Raw genomic sequence first — 17,020 nt, forward strand, 5'->3', positions numbered from 1 at the left:
AATGGAGAACGGCTAGGAAAATGCACGACAGACGCTGATTTCTTTGCAACACAGGCGCAAATTGACATCAAATCTGCCATAGTGAGCACGATCTCGCATGGCTTTTCGATCGGCGCAATCTTAAGGGCAAGACGCCTTTTCCTCCGGGTTACCCATCATGACGGCGCACGCACGTTTCATTTTTCTCCTCCCCCTGCTGCTGGCGTCCGGCGCCCATGCCGACGACACCACCATCGCAGTGCGCCCCAACAAAAATTCCGGCGTAACGACGGCGGCCAAGCCCACCTTGGCCACGCCCGCGCCGGCCATGCGCCAAAGGGCACCGGCATTGCTGGAACCAAGCCTGCGCGTCGCCCACTCTGGCGACAGCAGACGCCCGCGCGTGGCGCTGACCTTCGATGCCTGCATGGGAAAGACGGATGACCGCATCCTTTCCGTTCTGGTATCCGAGCGCATTCCGGCCACCATTTTCGTCACGGCACGCTGGCTGCGCACCAATCCGCAGGCAGTCGCCATCCTCAAGCAGAATGCCGACCTGTTCGAGATCGAGAACCATGGCCAGAATCATGTGCCGGCCGTTGATGCGCCGGTTTCGATCTACGGGATCGCAGCGGCAGGCTCGAGCGACGCGGTATTGCGGGAAGTGAGAGGCGGAGCCGATGCCATAAACGCTGCGGGTTTTGCAGCGCCAAAATGGTTTCGCGGCTCAACAGCCAGATATGATGCATCCGCCATCCGCCAGATCCGCTCCATGGGCTACAGGATTGCCGGATATTCCCTGAATGGCGACGGAGGCTCCCTGCTTGGCGCAGCCGTCGCGGAGAAAAAGATCGCTGCCGCCAAGGATGGCGACGTGGTGATTGCCCATATCAACCAGCCGACCCATGCGGCCGGTGAAGGCGTGGCGCGCGCCCTTCTGACACTGAAGAAGCGGGGCGTCGAATTCGTTCGGCTACTGGATACCGAAGAAACCGGCGACCACGATACGACACGCGATATCGTGGCGGCTGTCGGTCAGTAAGCCGGGAAACCACGCTTGCGCCATTCACTTTTCGGAATGGCGCCGCCGACCTGATGCGAAAACGAAACGACCTTCATCGCCTGCCCGTCGACCTCACAGCGGAAACTCACGTCATACCACCGGTCCCGGGCACGAAAACCGATGGAACGTGCATCGATGACGTTTTCTCCGGTCAACCGTGGTTTTGGCAGAAGATTGGGGTTGTAGGCGGGAGAACCGTGGCGCAACTGTTCGCGCAGCTCCGTATTGCAGAGTTCCGCCGCCCTTTCCCCACGCGACATGCTGCCCATCGCAATGGTCGCCAGCGGATTATCGGTAACGCTGGGAGAAAACAGCTGCCCCGCCTTCTGCAGGACCGGCGTTTCTGCCGGCTTTGCCTCCTGATCCGCCTCTGGTGATTCGGACGGACCGGCGGCAGCAATGTCCGTATTCACCATCTCATTGCGTGGAGCAGGCACTGGAACCGGGACGCCGCCACCCTCGCTGGCAACCGGACCTTCCGCCACATCGGGCACGGTGATTTCCTCCGGCACGGGCGCACCGGCAGCCTCCGCTTTGTTTTCCGCCTCTGCGACGTCCTGCTGCTCGGCATCGGCATCGGCCAGCGGCTCATCGCGCGCGGCGGAATTTTCAGGCACGGGTTCAGCCTGCGGCAGCAATTCAGCCTGTTGCGGCATATCAGGCTCAGGCGGCTTTTCCGCCGCCTCGCCCTTATCGGCGGAAGCGCCATCCTCAGCCTTCTCAGGTCCGGCATCCTTGTCCCCGAACTGAACGACGGGACGAAATGTATCGAGTGGCTGGCCTGAACCGGCCTCTTCCGGCGCCTGCGCCGCGTCACTGGCCGGTGGCGGCTCGGGCTGCTGCTGCGCCTCTTCCTCAGCCTCGGCGGATGGTGCGGGCGGGGGCGGCAACTCTTCGGCCTTCTCCTGTTCCGGCGGCACGATCTCGACGCTGACGACTTCCTCCGCCTCGGGCTTCGGCAGTTCGAACGGAATGCCGACAAGAATGACGAACGCAATCAGGCCATGGATCATGAAGGAGGCAACTATGCCCCATCTCCACATGCCGTTCCGCGTCTCAACATCATCCGCCATGCTGTCGATGTAGGATGGAAATCACGCCCGATCGAGTCCCCGTCCGATCAAAATCGACTGAACACCACGGTTTTCTTGGCGCTTGAAAACAAACCGACCATACGGTATGTTTATCCATGTCCAAAGCTCACAGACGCGAAAAACAACCGGATACGGTGCGCCGCTCCCTCCTCGATCAGGCCGCGCGCCATGCCGCGGAAGACGGTCTCAGCGCCATCACGTTGCAGTCGGTGGCCGATGCCGCCCATGTCACCAAGGGTGGCCTGCTACACCATTTCCCCAGCAAACAGGCTCTGATCGAAGCTGTCTTCGAGGACCTGCTCGGCACGCTGGATGAAGAGATCGACCGCCTGATGCAGGCCGATACGGCCGCGAATGGCAGCTTTACCCGCGCCTATATCGCCGCGTTTTTCGAAGTGGCACGAGCGGGCGACGCCAGCCCATGGGCCGCACTTTCGGTATCCTGCATGACCGATGCGAAACTGCGCGCTCGCTGGTCGCAATGGATGCACGAGCGGCTGGAACGGCATTCGGAAACGGACAGCGCCCCGCATCTGGCCATTGCCCGTTACGCCGCCGACGGCATCTGGCTTGCCAATCTCACGGAAATATCCGGGCTTCCCGCCGGCGAACTCGACCGGCTGCACGATCAACTCAAGACAATGACATCCACGGAAAAACCATGAACCCCGCCCTTCTCACCTACGGCTCGCTTGCCATCGCCATCGCGCTCGAAGTCGTCGGCACGACGCTTTTGCAGCAAAGCCAGCAGTTCACCCGGCTTCTGCCGACACTCGGCATGGCGCTGTGTTACGGTACCGCCTTTTATCTCCTGTCGATCGTGCTCCGAACCATGCCGGTCGGCATTGCCTACGGCATCTGGAGCGGGCTCGGCATCGTGCTGGTATCGGCCGTTGGCGTATTCCTGTTCAAGCAGACACTGGATCTGGCCGCAATCCTGGGCCTTGGCCTGATCATTGCCGGCGTGGTTGTGGTCAACGTGTTTTCGAACAGCGTTTCGCATTGATTGCGGGAAACCGTTGCTGCGCGTATGATCCCTGCCTTGAAGCCTGGAGGTTCTAATGGCGACCGTTTCAGTGGCAGAAGCACAGGAAAAGCTCGGTGAACTGATCGACCGCGTCGCACGCGGCGAGACTGTCGAAATTGTGCGAGATGGAAAACCGGTGGCGACGTTAAAGGCACCGGAGCGCAAGCCAGAGCCGGCACGAAGAAAAGAACCCGTCGACCTGGAGCGATTAAAAGCAATTCGCGATCAGATGCCGGTACAGATTGAAAATGCCGGCGAGTTCATGCGGAAGGTACGCGACGGCGAAAGATACTGATGTATTATGTAGATACATCAGTACTGATTGCACTTCTCGTCGGCGAACCGACAGTCGACATCGTGTCGAGATGGATGGACCATCACCGAGACGAACGCCTTTTCATCAGCGAATGGACTTACACAGAATTTTCCTCTGCACTGTCTGTAAAAGCGCGTGTCGAAAAAATTTCGCCCTCTTTAAGAAAGCTCGCTTTGGGCGGCTTCCTTCAGATGGCCAATAACTCACTTGAAGTGGCGCCAGTCTTCTCCCGCCATTTTAAGACCGCAGCCCATCTCGCAGATCAAATGGAGCTCCGGTGACGCCCTCCATCTCGCTGTCGCAACGGAATTCAACGCCGAAATCATCACCCTCGACAAACGCTTCGCCGCCGCCGCCAAAACCATCGGCGCCCGCTGCACGCTTCTCTGATCGCTCCCAGCCAAACAAAAACCCGGCCAACCTTGCGGTGGACCGGGTCTCTTGATGTCTTCTTACCGCCAGCTGATCAGCTGTCGAGGAACGACCGCAGCTTGCGCGAGCGGCTCGGGTGCTTCAGCTTGCGCAGCGCCTTCGCTTCGATCTGACGGATACGTTCGCGGGTAACCGAGAACTGCTGGCCGACTTCTTCGAGCGTGTGGTCGGTGTTCATGCCGATGCCGAAACGCATGCGCAGAACACGTTCTTCACGCGGCGTCAGCGATGCCAGAACGCGGGTCGTCGTTTCGCGCAGGTTCGCCTGAATGGCGGCGTCGATCGGCAGAAGCGCGTTCTTGTCCTCGATGAAGTCACCGAGATGGCTATCCTCTTCATCACCCACCGGGGTTTCGAGCGAGATCGGCTCCTTGGCGATCTTCAGGACCTTGCGGACCTTTTCGAGCGGCATTGCCAGCTTTTCAGCCAGCTCTTCCGGGGTCGGCTCGCGGCCGATTTCGTGCAGCATCTGGCGCGAGGTACGAACGATCTTGTTGATCGTTTCGATCATGTGCACCGGAATACGGATCGTGCGGGCCTGGTCGGCGATCGAACGGGTGATCGCCTGCCGGATCCACCATGTCGCATAGGTCGAGAACTTGTAACCGCGACGGTATTCGAACTTGTCGACCGCCTTCATCAGGCCGATATTGCCTTCCTGAATGAGGTCGAGGAACTGCAGACCGCGGTTCGTGTACTTCTTGGCGATGGAGATGACGAGACGAAGGTTCGCTTCGACCATTTCCTTCTTGGCGATACGCGCTTCGCGTTCGCCCTTCTGCACCATCGACACGATGCGACGGAATTCCGAGATCGAAATGCCGGTTTCCGTTGCGAGATTCTGGATCTCCTGACGGATGTCGCGGATCGTGCTGTTTTCAGCCTTGGCGAATTCCTTCCAGCCGCGGGCGGCAAGGTTTCCGATCGACTGCATCCAGTGCGGATCGAGCTCGGCACCCTGATACTGCTCAAGGAAACTATCGCGCTTGACGCCATAGGATTCGGCCAGACGCAGCAGACGGCCTTCGTTCTGCATCAGACGCTTGGAAATGTCGTAAAGCTGCTCGACGAGGCTGTCGACACGGTTCTGGTTCAGCGACAGCGACTTGACGGCCGTGATCAGCTGATCCTTGAGTTCCTTGTAGCGACGCTCCTGGCCGGACGACAGCGTGCCAGTGCAGGAAAGGCGTGCCTCGACCTGCTGATCCTGCAGCTTGCGCAGCTTCTTGTAGACGTCGGCAATGATGTCGAGCGTTTCCATGACCTGCGGGCGCAGTTCCGCTTCCATGGCGGCCAGGGACAGGCTCGACTCGTCGTCGTCCTCTTCCTCTTCCTCCATCGGCAGGTCACCGCCGACGGCGGTGATGTCGTCGTCATTGGCAGCCCGGCTCTTGCGGGTCTTTTCCTTTTCTTCGGCGGCCTTGCGGTCGGCCTCGATCTTTTCCGGGCTCTGGAACTGCGGCGCAGCCTTGGCTTCCGGACCCGAATAGGTCGTTTCGAGGTCGATGATCTCGCGCAGCAGCGTCGTGCCTTCGTTGAGTTCGTCGCGCCAGATGATCAGCGCCTGGAACGTCAACGGGCTCTCACAGAGACCGGAAATCATCGTCTCGCGGCCGGCTTCGATGCGCTTGGCGATGGCGATTTCGCCTTCGCGCGACAGAAGCTCCACGGAACCCATTTCGCGCAGATACATGCGCACCGGGTCATCCGTACGGTCGGTCGGCTCTTTCTTCTTCGCGGTCGCGACGGCTGTGCCGGCGGATGGCGCCAGTTCGCCGCCTTCGCTTTCGGAATCGTCATCGCCGTCGTCGTCTGATTCGGCCTTTTCCTCGGCCTCTTCGTCCTCGACAACATTGATGCCCATATCCGAGAGCATCGCCATGACGTCTTCGATCTGCTCGGACGTCACTTCTTCGGAGGGAAGCACCGAGTTCAGTTCGTCCATCGTCACATAGCCGCGCTTCTTCGCGGCCTTGATCATTTTTTTGACCGCGTCATCGGAAAGATCGAGAAGCGGACCATCCGTAGCGCCTTCGCGTTCGGTTTCTGCTTCTTCGTTTTCTTTGACTTTAGTTGCCATTTAATTCGTCGCTTTCCCTGGACGCCATTCCGTCGCGGTTATCGGGTACTGCCTGTTACGGGTGATTTGCCACCCGCCGCCGCGAATCGCAATCACTCACCTAACCGACTGACCTTTAATTCGAGCTTAACCACGCCGTCGGCGTTCGCCATAAAGGATCGATTGACCATCGGAGCCCCGCTCATGGTTCCTTGGCCTGTCCGATCCATCCACCTAATTCTGCCTGAAACGGTGATTCCCACAAAATTCCTTCCCGTCAAGCTTTTCCCGGAAAATACCCACTGAAAACGGGTATTAATCAGAAAAAGTTGAGAGTGCTGGGTACGCGGGTTAAAGAGCCCTATCACTACGTCCGGCTGATATGTAGGCAGACGATCGTCAAAGACAAGCCTCCCTATCGTACAAAACAACCGGCGCTTTTATTCAGCCGTGCCCGACAGCCGCTCCCTTTATACGTCCCGACATCACACCAAAACCGTCGATAATCGCTTCCTGGTTCTCCAGACGCAGAATTTCATTGTGAACTTCCGATAGCGCCCTAAGCAATGCATCGCCACGCTCCGGCTCGTCACCCGGCGTTTCGGCGATCTCACGCTCCAGTTCGATCTTCTGCCAGCGCAACTCCTTGTTGCGAAGATAAAGCGCCAGCGTCTGCATATAGGCCTGCAGGGCGTCCTGCATGTCGGCCTCTTCGGTCGCGGTCCACAGGCGTGCATTGCGCACCTGCACGGTCATGGACCTCAGAAGATCGGCAAAACCATTCTCTTCGAGCTGTTCGCGCACAAGTGCCGGTGTCGCCCGCGTGCCGGCCTTGGTGATGATCGCAAGCACACAAGCCCAGAAACGCTGCAGATCGCGGTTTTCGAACTCGACCGTGGAAACATCATCATACTGGTCGAGCAGAAGAAGCGGATGATTGACGACGGTGAGCGCCAGCACGACTTCGCGCAGCGCCGGAAGCTCCACATGCCCACGCACGAGACCGGATTTCGCCAGCCGATCGGAGACAGCCACGCTGCCGCGAAACTCGCCGCGCCCCTGCTGCCCGCCACCACGAAAATTCTGGCGACCGCCGCCACCGCCCCTGCCCGGCTCGAAACCGCCACGCCGATCCGATCCGCGAAACAGCGTATTCAGCTGTTCGCGCATATGCTGCTGGTAATAGCGCCGGACATTTTCGTCGGCGATCACGGACACGATCTGCTTCAGCCGCGCCTCAAGCTCGGCCCGCCGTTCGGGCGTATCAAAGGTGGCACCGGTTGATTCGCGCTGCCAGATCATCGTGGCGAGCGGCTTTGCCTCGGCCAGTACACGGTCGAACGGCGCACGCCCCTCCTGCTTCACCAGATCGTCCGGGTCCTTGCCATCCGGCAGCATTGCGAATTTTACAGAGCGACCGGGCTTGATATGCGGCAGCGCCATATCCGCAGCGCGGTTGGCGGCGCGGATACCGGCGCCGTCACCATCAAAGCAGAGGATCGGCTGCGGCGTCATCCGCCACATCAGTTCCAGCTGGTTTTCGGTGAGCGCCGTGCCGAGCGGTGCCACGGCATTTTCGACGCCGGCCTGATAGAGCGCGATCACGTCCATGTAACCTTCGACGGCAATCACGTCGCCCGGCTCGGCACGGCCGCCCTGACGCCCTGCCATCTGCGCCGACTGGCGCGCGCGCGCGTGATTGTAAAGCACGCTGCCCTTGTGAAAGAGTTCGGTCTCGGGCGAGTTCATGTATTTGGCCGGTGCATCCGGCGCCATGGCGCGGCCACCGAAGGCGATCACCTTTTCCCGAACCGACAGGATCGGGAACATGATGCGATCGCGGAAATAATCGTAGGAAACCGAAATGCCCTCGCCGTGGCGCACGAGACCACACGCCTCGATCAGATCCTTCGGCACGCCCTTGTTCGCCAGATGCTCCTTCAGCGCATTGCGGCTGTCGGCAGCAAAGCCCAGGCGAAATGTCTCGATGGTTTTTGCGGTGAGGCCACGGTCGCGCAGATAGGCCCGCGCCTTGGCACCGATCGGCGCCTGCAACTGCTCCTGAAAGAAAAGCGTCGCCATTTCCATCACGTCCTGCAGCGTGGTGCGCTGCTGTTCCCGTTTCTGCGCCTGCACGTCCGGTGCGGGCATGGAAATGCCGGCCATGTCGGCAATCTGCTGCACCGCTTCGGGAAAGTTCAGCCCTTCCAGCTCGGTCAGGAAGCGGAAATGGTCGCCGGACACGCCACAGCCGAAGCAGTGGTAACGGCCCTTGCGGTCCTCGCAGTGAAAGCTTGGGCTCTTTTCGCCATGGAACGGGCAGCAGGCCCAATAATCGCCGCGCGATACATTGGTCTTCTTGCGATCCCACGTCACGCGCCGCGCGACCACCGAGGAGATCGGCACACGGTCACGGATTTCATCAAGAAAGGTATCGGAAAAGCGCATTGTCACCTCGGAGCCTGCTTCCATATAAGCACCGGCACGGCGGAACGCCATTCTATAACATGAGTCTTGCGCACACAGTGCCCGCTATTCACAGGCTCAACCTTTGTCTCCATAGCGCAAGATCAGGCAAATTTGCGGCAGCCTTGCCCGGCCGAAGATTATCTTTTTGTAATTTGAAAAGCACGTCGCGCGAGATCAATCTGCATCTCAGGTCAGGAAGCGTCAGCGGCTTTTTTCAAAGCGCCGACAATGTACCGCGCAACCGGGTACAAACTTCCTTGGCTCTTCGGGTGGAGATGTCACCATCAAGGTGATGTTGGCCGCCTACCTCGCCGGCGGCAAGTCCGCAGTCGGCCGGCGGGATGCATGAAGAGCAAAAAGGCCGGGGTCCATGATCGGATCCCGGCCTTTTCTTTGCTCGCACCACGTCATCCCCGGTCCTCTCTCCCTCGTCATCCCGACCTCCCCCTCCGTCATTCTCGCCCTTGTGGCGGAAATAAGAGAGCGCCCAGCTGGCCGAAGTCACCCAAAAAGAAAGCCCCTCACTTGAGATTTCTAGCACTTAGCTGAATCTAAGATGTTGATATCGCTTTCGCTCTCGCAAGGGGAGAGATAACGGTGCGGCACCCTCGACGCCTCCCTCTCCCCTTGCGGGAGAGGATAGCAAGTCAGCGAGAGGCGAAGCCGATCGCTGGACGCGCTTGGTGAGGGTTACCCCCGGACTCTACGTCCTGAACGCCGGTCCGGCCTACACCTCCATGTCGCAAACAGAACACGTTGCCCCGATTGCCTTATTTCCGGAAAATAGTTCCAAGCGAAATCAACGGCTTGTAAAAAAGTTGAACCCCACTTCATCCACGCCCTGAAAACCCGTGCCTACACTCGAAGTGTTCCATCGTGGATACACCGGGAGGCGTCCCGGCGAGTTGGAGCCGGCGCTGGTGTTGGAGAAAAGACGTAAGTCTCCAGCAACAGGGTTCGCGGAAACTGGTTCTCCTCCGGCGACACGGGGGAAATGGAGAGGCCGTCAAACGTCTCTCTGTTTCTGAAGCCCGAAAGAAGCGCGCCGGGCGTGCCTGTGCGGCACACATGATCGCCAGTCGGTGGAAACACCGGGATGGCTTTCGCAGAGGAACCGAAGTCGCGGGCAAAAACCGTCGAACGGGGCACTGAGAGGTGTCAATTACTCACTAAATTACGAGGCAGCTTTCAGTGCCCCGACCACATAACCCGCCCATAACCCAAAATGGCCGCGGGTGTTTTTTTGAAAATCGAAGATCACCAAGGGTGGACTCTGTCCTGTGTCCGGAGCGGTTCCCCGCTCCGGTTGGCCCGGCCGCTTAGCCGAGCTGCGCCTTGATCGCGCCCGATGCCTTGCCGAAATCCATCTGGCCGGCATAACGCTCGCGCAGCGCCGCCATCACCTTGCCCATGTCCTTGATGCCGGAAGCACCGATCTCGGCGATGACGCCGGCAATGATTTCCGACACCTTCTCGTCGGAAAGCTGCTCCGGCATGAAAGTCTTGATGACGGCGATTTCCTCACGCTCTTGGCTGGCAAGTTCGGTGCGGCCGGCCTCGTCATAGATCTTGGCCGATTCTTCGCGCTGCTTGACCAGTTTCTGCAGGATCTGCAGGATTTCGTCTTCGCTCGTCTCGTCCTTGCCAGTGCCGCGATTGGCGATGTCGCGATCCTTGATCGCGGCCTGGATCAGGCGCACGGTCGAAAGGCGGCGCGTGTCCTTGGCCTTCATCGCTTCCTTCATGGCGGTGGAAAGCGTTTCGCGGATCATGGTCTCACTCCTTAAAAGCCGTTTTCGGCTCAATATAATAATGTAACGCGTACATAGACGAGGCGAACCGCCCGTTCAATGAAATGATACGCGAATAAATACCGGATCGGGGCCCGCTGTCGGTTGACCACGAACCTCGGCTTCGATATTTTCCCGCACCTAGCACCCAATTGAACGAAGGTTTTCGCGCGAGCATTCGCGTGCCCCTTCCCCTGCGACCACAGTGATGGCCCTGCACTCTGCTAGAACACTCTGGCGGACACGGGCGGAGACGAACCGAATGACCGCGACAGCCCCCTCGACCGCCCCATGGACCACCAGCAAACCCACTGCCCTTCTCGTGCTTGCCGACGGCACCGTGATCGAAGGCACCGGCATCGGCGCCACCGGCAAGGTGACAGCGGAAGTCTGCTTCAACACGGCACTCACCGGTTATCAGGAAATCCTGACCGATCCGTCCTATCTCGGCCAAATCGTCACCTTCACCTTCCCGCATATCGGCAATATCGGCACCAATGACGAAGATATCGAAGACCTGACACCGGCAGCACGTCGCGGCGCTGTCGGCACCATCTTCAAGGCCGATATCACCGATCCGTCCAACTACCGGTCCGCAAAACATCTCGACGCATGGCTGAAGGCGCGCGGCGTCATCGGCCTGTCGGGCATCGATACGCGCGCACTCACCGCATGGATCCGTGAGAACGGCGCACCGAACGCCGTCATCGCCCATGACCCGAACGGCGTTTTCGACATCGAGGCACTGAAGGCCGAAGCCAAGGCCTGGGGCGGCCTTGTCGGCCTCGACCTCGCCAAGGAAGCCACGTCCGGCCAGTCTTCGCAGTGGACGCAGACACCGTGGGTCTGGAACGAGGAACTTTCCGATCTCGACCCGGCGGACGCGAAATACCATGTCGTCTGCGTCGATTACGGCGTGAAGCGCAATATTCTGCGCCTGTTTGCCGGCCTCGACTGCAAGGTCACGGTGGTTCCGGCCAACACGTCCAGTGAAACGATCCTCGGACTCAACCCGGATGGCGTTTTCCTGTCGAACGGCCCGGGCGACCCGGCTGCGACCGGCGAATACGCCGTTCCGGTCATTCAGGACATCGTGAAATCCGGCCTGCCGACCTTCGGCATCTGCCTCGGTCACCAGATGCTGGGTCTGGCGCTCGGCGCCACCACCGAAAAGATGCATCAGGGCCATCACGGCGGCAACCATCCGGTCAAGGATCACACCACCGGCAAGGTGGAAATCGTGTCGATGAACCATGGTTTTGCCGTCTCGTCGGCATCGCTGCCGGATGGTGTCGAAGAAACCCACGTTTCGCTGTTCGACGGTTCGAACTGCGGCCTGCGCCTTGCCGGCAAGCCGGTCTTCTCGGTGCAGCACCACCCGGAAGCCTCGCCAGGCCCGCAGGACAGCCACTATCTCTTCCGCCGCTTCATCAACATGGTGCGCGAAAAGAAGGGCGAACCGGCGCTGGCCGAACGCTGATCGGCACACGCAAAAATCCGCTTGACCTCAACCTTTGTTGAGGATGCACAAATGCCCCTGTTCACACGAGCAGGGGCATTTTTCATGCACAACAATCAAAACCAGGTCATCCGCGTCAACCGGTTCTCGGTGCCATCAGACGGCCGCGACGAGTTCATGGCGCTGCTGGAACAGACACACGGTGTCATTCGCGCCCAGTCCGGCGTGATCGACGAGATGATTTTGGAGCAGCAGGTGGCAGTGAACCTGTTCAGCGTTCTGGCGATCATCCGCTTCGAAGGAGAACATGTGCTGCAGCCGACCATTGCGGCGATCGCGCAGGCGGATCACGCAGCCGGCATTGATCGGCAAGGCCTGTCGCGCAGGCTCGGCATCGAGGCAGACATCGGCTTTTACCGCCACGCCGGCCCGAACTGACGGGACCGGCGCGAGCCAACGTCAGATAGACGTCTTGTTGCGCACCAGCAGCCAGAAGCGCCCGCAGAGAAAGACCGCGGCGGCGACAAGACCGAGCACGAAACCGATCCAGACCCCTTCGCCGCGCAGACCGAGCGGGAATGCGAGCACCCAGGCGCACACGAAACCAATCGGCCAATAGGCGATCAGCGCCAGGATCATTGGGATGGTCGTGTCTTTGAGACCACGCAGGATCCCGGCGCCGACCGCCTGCAGACCGTCAACGAGCTGAAACACGCCGGCGAGCATGATCAGCGGTGCAGCAAGGCTCAGCACCGTTTCGGCGTCGGCCTGGGTCGTATCGAGGAACAGACCACCAAAAAATCTTGGCAAACCGATGAAAAGAATGCTGCCGATCGTCGTGAACACCACCCCGACAACCAGAGCGGCCACACCGGCGCGCCGCACGCCCTGCATGTCACGGCGGCCATGCGCCAGCCCCACGCGAACGGTGGCGACCTGCGCCAAGCCGAGCGGGATCATGAAGGCGATGGAGGCCAGCTGCAGCGCGATGCCGTGGGCGGCCAGTTCCAGCTTGCCGATCATGCCCATCAAAAGCGCCGCTGCGCCAAACAGGCTGGTTTCGGCGAGAATGGTAAAACTGATCGGCAGGCCGAGCACGAAAACCTCGCGGATCATGCCCCAGTCCGGTCGCCAGAAACGCACGAAAATCTCGTAGGCGCGGGTATCCCGCAGGACCTGAATGTAGACGACGATGATGACGAAACCCGTCAGGTTGGCGCAGACGGCGGCAATCGCCGCGCCATGCAGGCCAAGCTGAGGCGCACCGAAATGGCCGAAGATCAGGAGATAGGCCACGATCAGATTGATGAAGAACATGCCGAGCGTGACGAACAGCACCATGCCGCCCTTTTCCAGCCCCGTCACGAAGGCGCGAAGCGCGAAAAAGCCGAGTGCCGGAAAAATGCCCCACATGGCGGTGCGCAGATAACTCTGGGCGGTGGCGGCGACATCCGGCTCCTGCCCCAGCTTCAGGAGCAGGGGCTCGGAAAACCAGAGGATCGGCGAGACCAGCACGCAATAGGCCAGCACCACCCAGAGCCCCATGCGCACCGAACGACGCACGCCGGTCGTATCACCGTGGCCGAGCGCCTGCGCCACCATCGGCACGATCGCGCTGGTAAAGCCGCTGCCGAAGATGAAGGTGATGAAATAGAGCTGCGTGGCGATAACCACGGAGGCAAGCTCCGTCGTACCGAGCCAGCCGACTAGGATGACGTCCGTCGTGTGGATCGCGACCTGTGCCAGCTGTGCACCGACCAGCGGAACACCCAGCATCAGCGTGGCACGCATATGCGTGAACCACGAATTGTCGATCCCTTTTTCGGGCGTCGTTTCAGGGCGCGCCGCTGCGACAGACATTTTGACCTCCTAAAGGAAAACGCCGCTTCCAAGTCTGGAGAGCGGCGATGTGCCCTCGCCATAGACCAGCGGGCGCACCACGGCAACCCTGGGCGACGACCGAGCAGAATTTTTGGTCGATGGCTTCAATTGTGTTGAACAGTGGTCGACTTGTGGCGCGGTGCACCTCGACAACAGTGCGTTTTTCATTTCACAAAAGACGCAACTGAACGGGGATGGATATGCTGGAACTTCTTCTCAAGGGCGCGGTCATCGGTTTTGGCGCAACTCTCCTGATGGATATCTGGGCTTTTGCCCTGCACTTTCTGCTCGGCGAAGCAAAACCCAACTGGGCGCCCGGCGGCCGCTGGTTTTACCATCTCGGGCGCGGAAAAGTCTTTCACGAGGATATCGGCAAGGCCGAACCCTACGCTCACGAAAACGCCCTCGGCTGGGTCGGGCATTATGCCGTTGGCATCTTCTACGGCATCATTCTGGCCGTGCTGGTCGGCGCGGAGTGGTTTACCGGCCCGACCTTCATACCCGCATGGTTGCTCGGCATCGTCACGATTGGCGCGGGCTGGTTCCTCATGCAACCCGGCATGGGACTTGGATGGGCCGCCTCGAAGACGGCCAATCCCGCAAAAGTAAGGCTGATGAATTTTGCCGCCCACACGATCTTCGCGATCGGGCTTTACGGCACGGCACTACTGCTGATGTGACGATCAGACTTCGCCGGAGAACGTATCGCAGCTTTTGATATCGCCGCTGTCGAAACCGCGCTTGAACCATTTCATCCGTTGCGCCGACGTACCGTGATTGAAACTGTCAGGCACGACATAACCCTGACTGCGTTTCTGCAGCGTATCGTCGCCGATCTGCTGGGCCGCATTCAGCGCCTCTTCCAGATCACCGCGCTCCAGAATGCCCTGCTGCTCGGTATATTTGCCCCAGACACCAGCAAAACAATCGGCCTGCAGCTCGACCCGCACCGACATGCGGTTGGCCTCGACCTCGCTCATGCGCTGGCGCGCCTGATTGAACTTTGGCAGCACGCCCAACAGGTTCTGCACATGGTGACCGACTTCATGCGCCACGACATAAGCCTCGGCAAAATCGCCGGATGCGCCAAAACGCTGATCGAGTTCGCGGAAGAAATCCGTATCGAGATAAACCTTGCGGTCACTCGGGCAATAGAACGGTCCGGTCGCCGATGACGCAGTCCCGCAAGCAGAATTGGTGCCGCCGGAAAACATCACCAGGGTCGGCGGCTGATAACGCTCCCCGGCCTGCTGGAAGATGGTCGTCCACGTATCCTCGGTGTCCGCCAGAACGGTGCGGACAAACTGGCTCATTTCATCGTTGGCGGGTGTACGGCGTTGGTCGCTCTGCTCATACCCGCTCCCGCCACCCATGATGTCGCCGCCGGAAAGCAGCGTCAGCGGATTGATACCCGTCAACCAGCAAATCCCCAGAATAAGCACGAGGCCGCCGATACCGATGCCGCCTCCCCCGCGCCCGCCACCGCCGATCGGGATGCGAAAGCCACCGCCACCCATGGAGCCGCCACCGCGTCGATCCTCGACATTGTCCGATTGGCGCCGACCTCTCCACTGCATGACATGCTCTCCTAAGCGACAGTTTTCACAGCAAATATAGATCAGCGGCGCCGGAAATCCACGGCATCGCTACATGCTTTTGTCGCCACACAGGCACAACCAAAAACAACGCATGAATAAAAAACACACCAAATACCATAAGCACAACCACAGGAAGGTCAGCTCCAGATAATACATTTCAAGAATTAAGAACATTCGGCACATCACCAAATGAATACACGTGATCACATTTAGAAATATGCTTGGATTCACGAAGTAATAACCATGAACAGCTATCCATTGCGCACCATGCCTCACCATTTCAAAAGGGAATATTCCGATGTCGTTTTTCGGTGGCAAACAAAGCGCGAATACTAAGCAGATCGAAGAGCGCCTGGCCGCAGTCAGCGAACGCTCAGAATTGCTCGATGAAGCCTGCGGCATCGGCCTTTGGGAAGCTGTCCTTGTCGATGGCGACGCCATGCATCCGCAGAGCCGCTGGACATGGTCTGCAGAATTTCGCCGGATGATCGGTTATGAACACGCTGCGGATTTCCCCAACGTCGTGCACTCCTGGTCCGACAAGCTGCATCCCGATGATGTCCAGCCGACCTTCGCCGCTTTTGCCGGCCACCTGACCGACAAGACCGGCCGCGCCCGCTACCGCGTCAATTATCGTCTCAAGATGCGTGACGGCTCCTATCGCTGGTTCCGCGCCACCGGCGGCTGCCGCCACCAGGCCGATGGTAAAACCATTCGCGCCTGCGGATCCTTGACCGATGTCCACGAGCAGATCCTGCTGGAACAGAAAACCGCCCGTGAGGCCGCCGAGGACAAGATCGCCATCGACAGCCTGCTGAAGGGCCTGTCGGCACTGGCGAGCGGCGACCTGACCTTCCGCATCAATGCAGAACTGTCGGAAAAGACCCGCCTCCTGAAGGACGACTACAATCGCGCCGTCCGCACCGTGCAGACCATGGTCGCCTCCGTTGCCCACGCGACGCAGAGCATGCACGGTACCGCCTCGGAAATCAGCCACGCTTCCGATGATCTCGCCACGCGCACCGAACGACAGGCCGCAGCACTGGAAGAAACCGCCTCGGCCATCGACCAGATCACCTCGACGGTCGGCAAGACGGCATCCGGCTCCAAGCAGGCCGCATCACTGACCCTTTCCGCCCGTCAGATCGCCGAAACCTCGACATCGGTCGTCGCAAGCACCGTCAATGCCATGTCGCAGATCGAGGAATCCTCGCAGCAGGTCGGCAAGATCATCGGCGTCATCGATGAAATCGCTTTCCAGACCAATCTGCTCGCCCTCAATGCAGGCGTAGAAGCCGCCCGTGCCGGCGAGGCAGGACGTGGTTTTGCCGTCGTCGCCCAGGAAGTGCGCGAACTGGCCCAGCGTTCCGCCAATGCCGCGAAGGAAATCAAGACGCTGATCGACACCTCGTCGCGTCAGGTCACGGAGGGTGTCGCCCTTGTCGACCAGACTGGTGAAGTGTTGCGCAACATTTCCAACCAGATCAACGAGATCAACACCGTCGTCAGCGACATCGCCTATTCCACGCAGGAACAGTCGACCGGTCTGCAGCAGATCAACACGGCCATCAACCAGATGGACCAGATGACCCAGCAGAATGCAGCCATGGTCGAGGAAACCACGGCATCAAGCCACGGCCTCGTCAAGGAAGCGCAGGAGTTGTCGCAGCTGATCGCAAAATTCAATTTCGCCGACGAAGCGGCAAAATGTTCATACCAGCCGGCACATCGACGCGCCGCCTGATTTTGTTACCCACAAAGTCACGACCTCCACCAGAGGTGGAGGTTTGAAACGCTGCGCTTGAACCGCTAGAAGCGGTTTTGCTAGGTGTTAGTAGCTACGATTAAAGAGG

At 59.7% G+C, this 17,020-nt stretch carries 16 protein-coding genes; 10 read left to right on the forward strand and 6 right to left on the reverse strand.

What is annotated here, in order from left to right; genetic code table 11:
* Positions 1–157: 157 nt before the first annotated feature.
* Entirely contained in the window at positions 158–1,021 is an 864-nt protein-coding gene (locus J2T09_RS08415) for a polysaccharide deacetylase family protein (protein ID WP_306833180.1), read from the forward strand.
* Here the strand turns inward: J2T09_RS08415 and J2T09_RS08420 are convergent.
* Entirely contained in the window at positions 1,015–2,115 is a 1,101-nt protein-coding gene (locus J2T09_RS08420) for a DUF930 domain-containing protein (protein WP_306833182.1), read from the reverse strand. The genes J2T09_RS08415 and J2T09_RS08420 overlap by 7 nt on opposite strands.
* Positions 2,116–2,231: 116 nt before the next feature.
* On the opposite strand from J2T09_RS08420, the gene J2T09_RS08425 reads away from it, so the two are divergent.
* From J2T09_RS08425 to J2T09_RS27580, 5 genes are read left to right on the forward strand one after another with little or no spacing between them, the layout of a single operon-like run.
* Complete coding sequence (locus tag J2T09_RS08425; RefSeq protein ID WP_306833184.1) at positions 2,232–2,801, forward strand: TetR/AcrR family transcriptional regulator; 570 nt, start codon at positions 2,232–2,234, stop codon at positions 2,799–2,801.
* On the forward strand, positions 2,798–3,142 hold the full coding sequence (locus J2T09_RS08430) for a DMT family transporter (protein WP_306833186.1): 345 nt from the start codon (positions 2,798–2,800) through the stop codon (positions 3,140–3,142). The genes J2T09_RS08425 and J2T09_RS08430 overlap by 4 nt, the downstream gene beginning before the upstream one ends.
* 55 nt (positions 3,143–3,197) lie before the next feature.
* Positions 3,198–3,458: a type II toxin-antitoxin system Phd/YefM family antitoxin gene (locus tag J2T09_RS08435; protein ID WP_306833188.1), complete on the forward strand. Its 261-nt coding sequence runs from the start codon at positions 3,198–3,200 to the stop codon at positions 3,456–3,458.
* Positions 3,458–3,760, forward strand: coding sequence for a type II toxin-antitoxin system VapC family toxin (locus J2T09_RS08440; protein ID WP_306833189.1), 303 nt, complete (start codon positions 3,458–3,460; stop codon positions 3,758–3,760). The genes J2T09_RS08435 and J2T09_RS08440 overlap by 1 nt, the downstream gene beginning before the upstream one ends.
* Complete coding sequence (locus J2T09_RS27580; RefSeq protein WP_373458398.1) at positions 3,687–3,869, forward strand: PIN domain-containing protein; 183 nt, start codon at positions 3,687–3,689, stop codon at positions 3,867–3,869. The genes J2T09_RS08440 and J2T09_RS27580 overlap by 74 nt, the downstream gene beginning before the upstream one ends.
* A gap of 76 nt (positions 3,870–3,945) precedes the next feature.
* Here the strand turns inward: J2T09_RS27580 and rpoD are convergent, their stop codons facing one another.
* The 3 genes from rpoD to J2T09_RS08455 form a co-directional block, all read right to left on the reverse strand.
* The gene (gene rpoD / locus J2T09_RS08445) at positions 3,946–5,991 is read right to left on the reverse strand and encodes an RNA polymerase sigma factor RpoD (RefSeq protein WP_306833190.1); all 2,046 of its coding nucleotides are present in this window, start codon (positions 5,989–5,991) and stop codon (positions 3,946–3,948) included.
* Positions 5,992–6,414: 423 nt separating this feature from the next.
* The gene (gene dnaG, locus J2T09_RS08450; RefSeq protein WP_306833192.1) at positions 6,415–8,418 is read right to left on the reverse strand and encodes a DNA primase; all 2,004 of its coding nucleotides are present in this window, start codon (positions 8,416–8,418) and stop codon (positions 6,415–6,417) included.
* Positions 8,419–9,758: 1,340 nt separating this feature from the next.
* Positions 9,759–10,211: a GatB/YqeY domain-containing protein gene (locus J2T09_RS08455; RefSeq protein ID WP_306833194.1), complete on the reverse strand. Its 453-nt coding sequence runs from the start codon at positions 10,209–10,211 to the stop codon at positions 9,759–9,761.
* 280 nt (positions 10,212–10,491) lie between these two features.
* On the opposite strand from J2T09_RS08455, the gene carA reads away from it, so the two are divergent.
* Positions 10,492–11,709: a glutamine-hydrolyzing carbamoyl-phosphate synthase small subunit gene (gene carA, locus J2T09_RS08460; protein ID WP_306833196.1), complete on the forward strand. Its 1,218-nt coding sequence runs from the start codon at positions 10,492–10,494 to the stop codon at positions 11,707–11,709.
* Between the two features lie 84 nt (positions 11,710–11,793).
* On the forward strand, positions 11,794–12,126 hold the full coding sequence (locus tag J2T09_RS08465; RefSeq protein ID WP_306833198.1) for an antibiotic biosynthesis monooxygenase: 333 nt from the start codon (positions 11,794–11,796) through the stop codon (positions 12,124–12,126).
* A gap of 21 nt (positions 12,127–12,147) precedes the next feature.
* Here J2T09_RS08465 and J2T09_RS08470 read toward each other — a convergent pair whose 3' ends face one another.
* Positions 12,148–13,548, reverse strand: coding sequence for an MATE family efflux transporter (locus J2T09_RS08470; RefSeq protein ID WP_306833200.1), 1,401 nt, complete (start codon positions 13,546–13,548; stop codon positions 12,148–12,150).
* 221 nt (positions 13,549–13,769) lie between these two features.
* Here J2T09_RS08470 and J2T09_RS08475 point away from each other — a divergent pair, with 221 nt between their 5' ends.
* Positions 13,770–14,249, forward strand: coding sequence for a DUF2938 domain-containing protein (locus J2T09_RS08475; RefSeq protein WP_306833202.1), 480 nt, complete (start codon positions 13,770–13,772; stop codon positions 14,247–14,249).
* Between the two features lie 3 nt (positions 14,250–14,252).
* Here J2T09_RS08475 and ypfJ read toward each other — a convergent pair whose 3' ends face one another.
* Positions 14,253–15,146 carry a KPN_02809 family neutral zinc metallopeptidase gene (gene ypfJ, locus J2T09_RS08480; protein WP_306833204.1) on the reverse strand — a complete coding sequence of 298 codons (894 nt, stop codon included), beginning with the start codon at positions 15,144–15,146 and terminating at the stop codon, positions 14,253–14,255.
* A 319-nt stretch (positions 15,147–15,465) separates the two neighbouring features.
* On the opposite strand from ypfJ, the gene J2T09_RS08485 reads away from it, so the two are divergent.
* Complete coding sequence (locus tag J2T09_RS08485; protein WP_306833207.1) at positions 15,466–16,911, forward strand: methyl-accepting chemotaxis protein; 1,446 nt, start codon at positions 15,466–15,468, stop codon at positions 16,909–16,911.
* The last annotated feature ends 109 nt before the right edge of the window (positions 16,912–17,020 follow it).

Source organism: Neorhizobium huautlense (genome assembly GCF_030811685.1).
Taxonomy (GTDB): domain Bacteria; phylum Pseudomonadota; class Alphaproteobacteria; order Rhizobiales; family Rhizobiaceae; genus Neorhizobium; species Neorhizobium huautlense_A.

What these genes read in the sequence shown, in the direction of transcription:
- J2T09_RS08415 (WP_306833180.1), top strand. Translation starts at nt 158, where the DNA reads ATGACGGCGCACGCACGTTTCATTTTTCTCCTCCCCCTGCTGCTGGCG.
- J2T09_RS08420 (WP_306833182.1), bottom strand. Translation starts at nt 2,115, where the DNA reads ATGGCGGATGATGTTGAGACGCGGAACGGCATGTGGAGATGGGGCATA.
- J2T09_RS08425 (WP_306833184.1), top strand. Translation starts at nt 2,232, where the DNA reads ATGTCCAAAGCTCACAGACGCGAAAAACAACCGGATACGGTGCGCCGC.
- J2T09_RS08430 (WP_306833186.1), top strand. Translation starts at nt 2,798, where the DNA reads ATGAACCCCGCCCTTCTCACCTACGGCTCGCTTGCCATCGCCATCGCG.
- J2T09_RS08435 (WP_306833188.1), top strand. Translation starts at nt 3,198, where the DNA reads ATGGCGACCGTTTCAGTGGCAGAAGCACAGGAAAAGCTCGGTGAACTG.
- J2T09_RS08440 (WP_306833189.1), top strand. Translation starts at nt 3,458, where the DNA reads ATGTATTATGTAGATACATCAGTACTGATTGCACTTCTCGTCGGCGAA.
- rpoD (WP_306833190.1), bottom strand. Translation starts at nt 5,991, where the DNA reads ATGGCAACTAAAGTCAAAGAAAACGAAGAAGCAGAAACCGAACGCGAA.
- dnaG (WP_306833192.1), bottom strand. Translation starts at nt 8,418, where the DNA reads ATGCGCTTTTCCGATACCTTTCTTGATGAAATCCGTGACCGTGTGCCG.
- J2T09_RS08455 (WP_306833194.1), bottom strand. Translation starts at nt 10,211, where the DNA reads ATGATCCGCGAAACGCTTTCCACCGCCATGAAGGAAGCGATGAAGGCC.
- carA (WP_306833196.1), top strand. Translation starts at nt 10,492, where the DNA reads ATGACCGCGACAGCCCCCTCGACCGCCCCATGGACCACCAGCAAACCC.
- J2T09_RS08465 (WP_306833198.1), top strand. Translation starts at nt 11,794, where the DNA reads ATGCACAACAATCAAAACCAGGTCATCCGCGTCAACCGGTTCTCGGTG.
- J2T09_RS08470 (WP_306833200.1), bottom strand. Translation starts at nt 13,548, where the DNA reads ATGTCTGTCGCAGCGGCGCGCCCTGAAACGACGCCCGAAAAAGGGATC.
- J2T09_RS08475 (WP_306833202.1), top strand. Translation starts at nt 13,770, where the DNA reads ATGCTGGAACTTCTTCTCAAGGGCGCGGTCATCGGTTTTGGCGCAACT.
- ypfJ (WP_306833204.1), bottom strand. Translation starts at nt 15,146, where the DNA reads ATGCAGTGGAGAGGTCGGCGCCAATCGGACAATGTCGAGGATCGACGC.
- J2T09_RS08485 (WP_306833207.1), top strand. Translation starts at nt 15,466, where the DNA reads ATGTCGTTTTTCGGTGGCAAACAAAGCGCGAATACTAAGCAGATCGAA.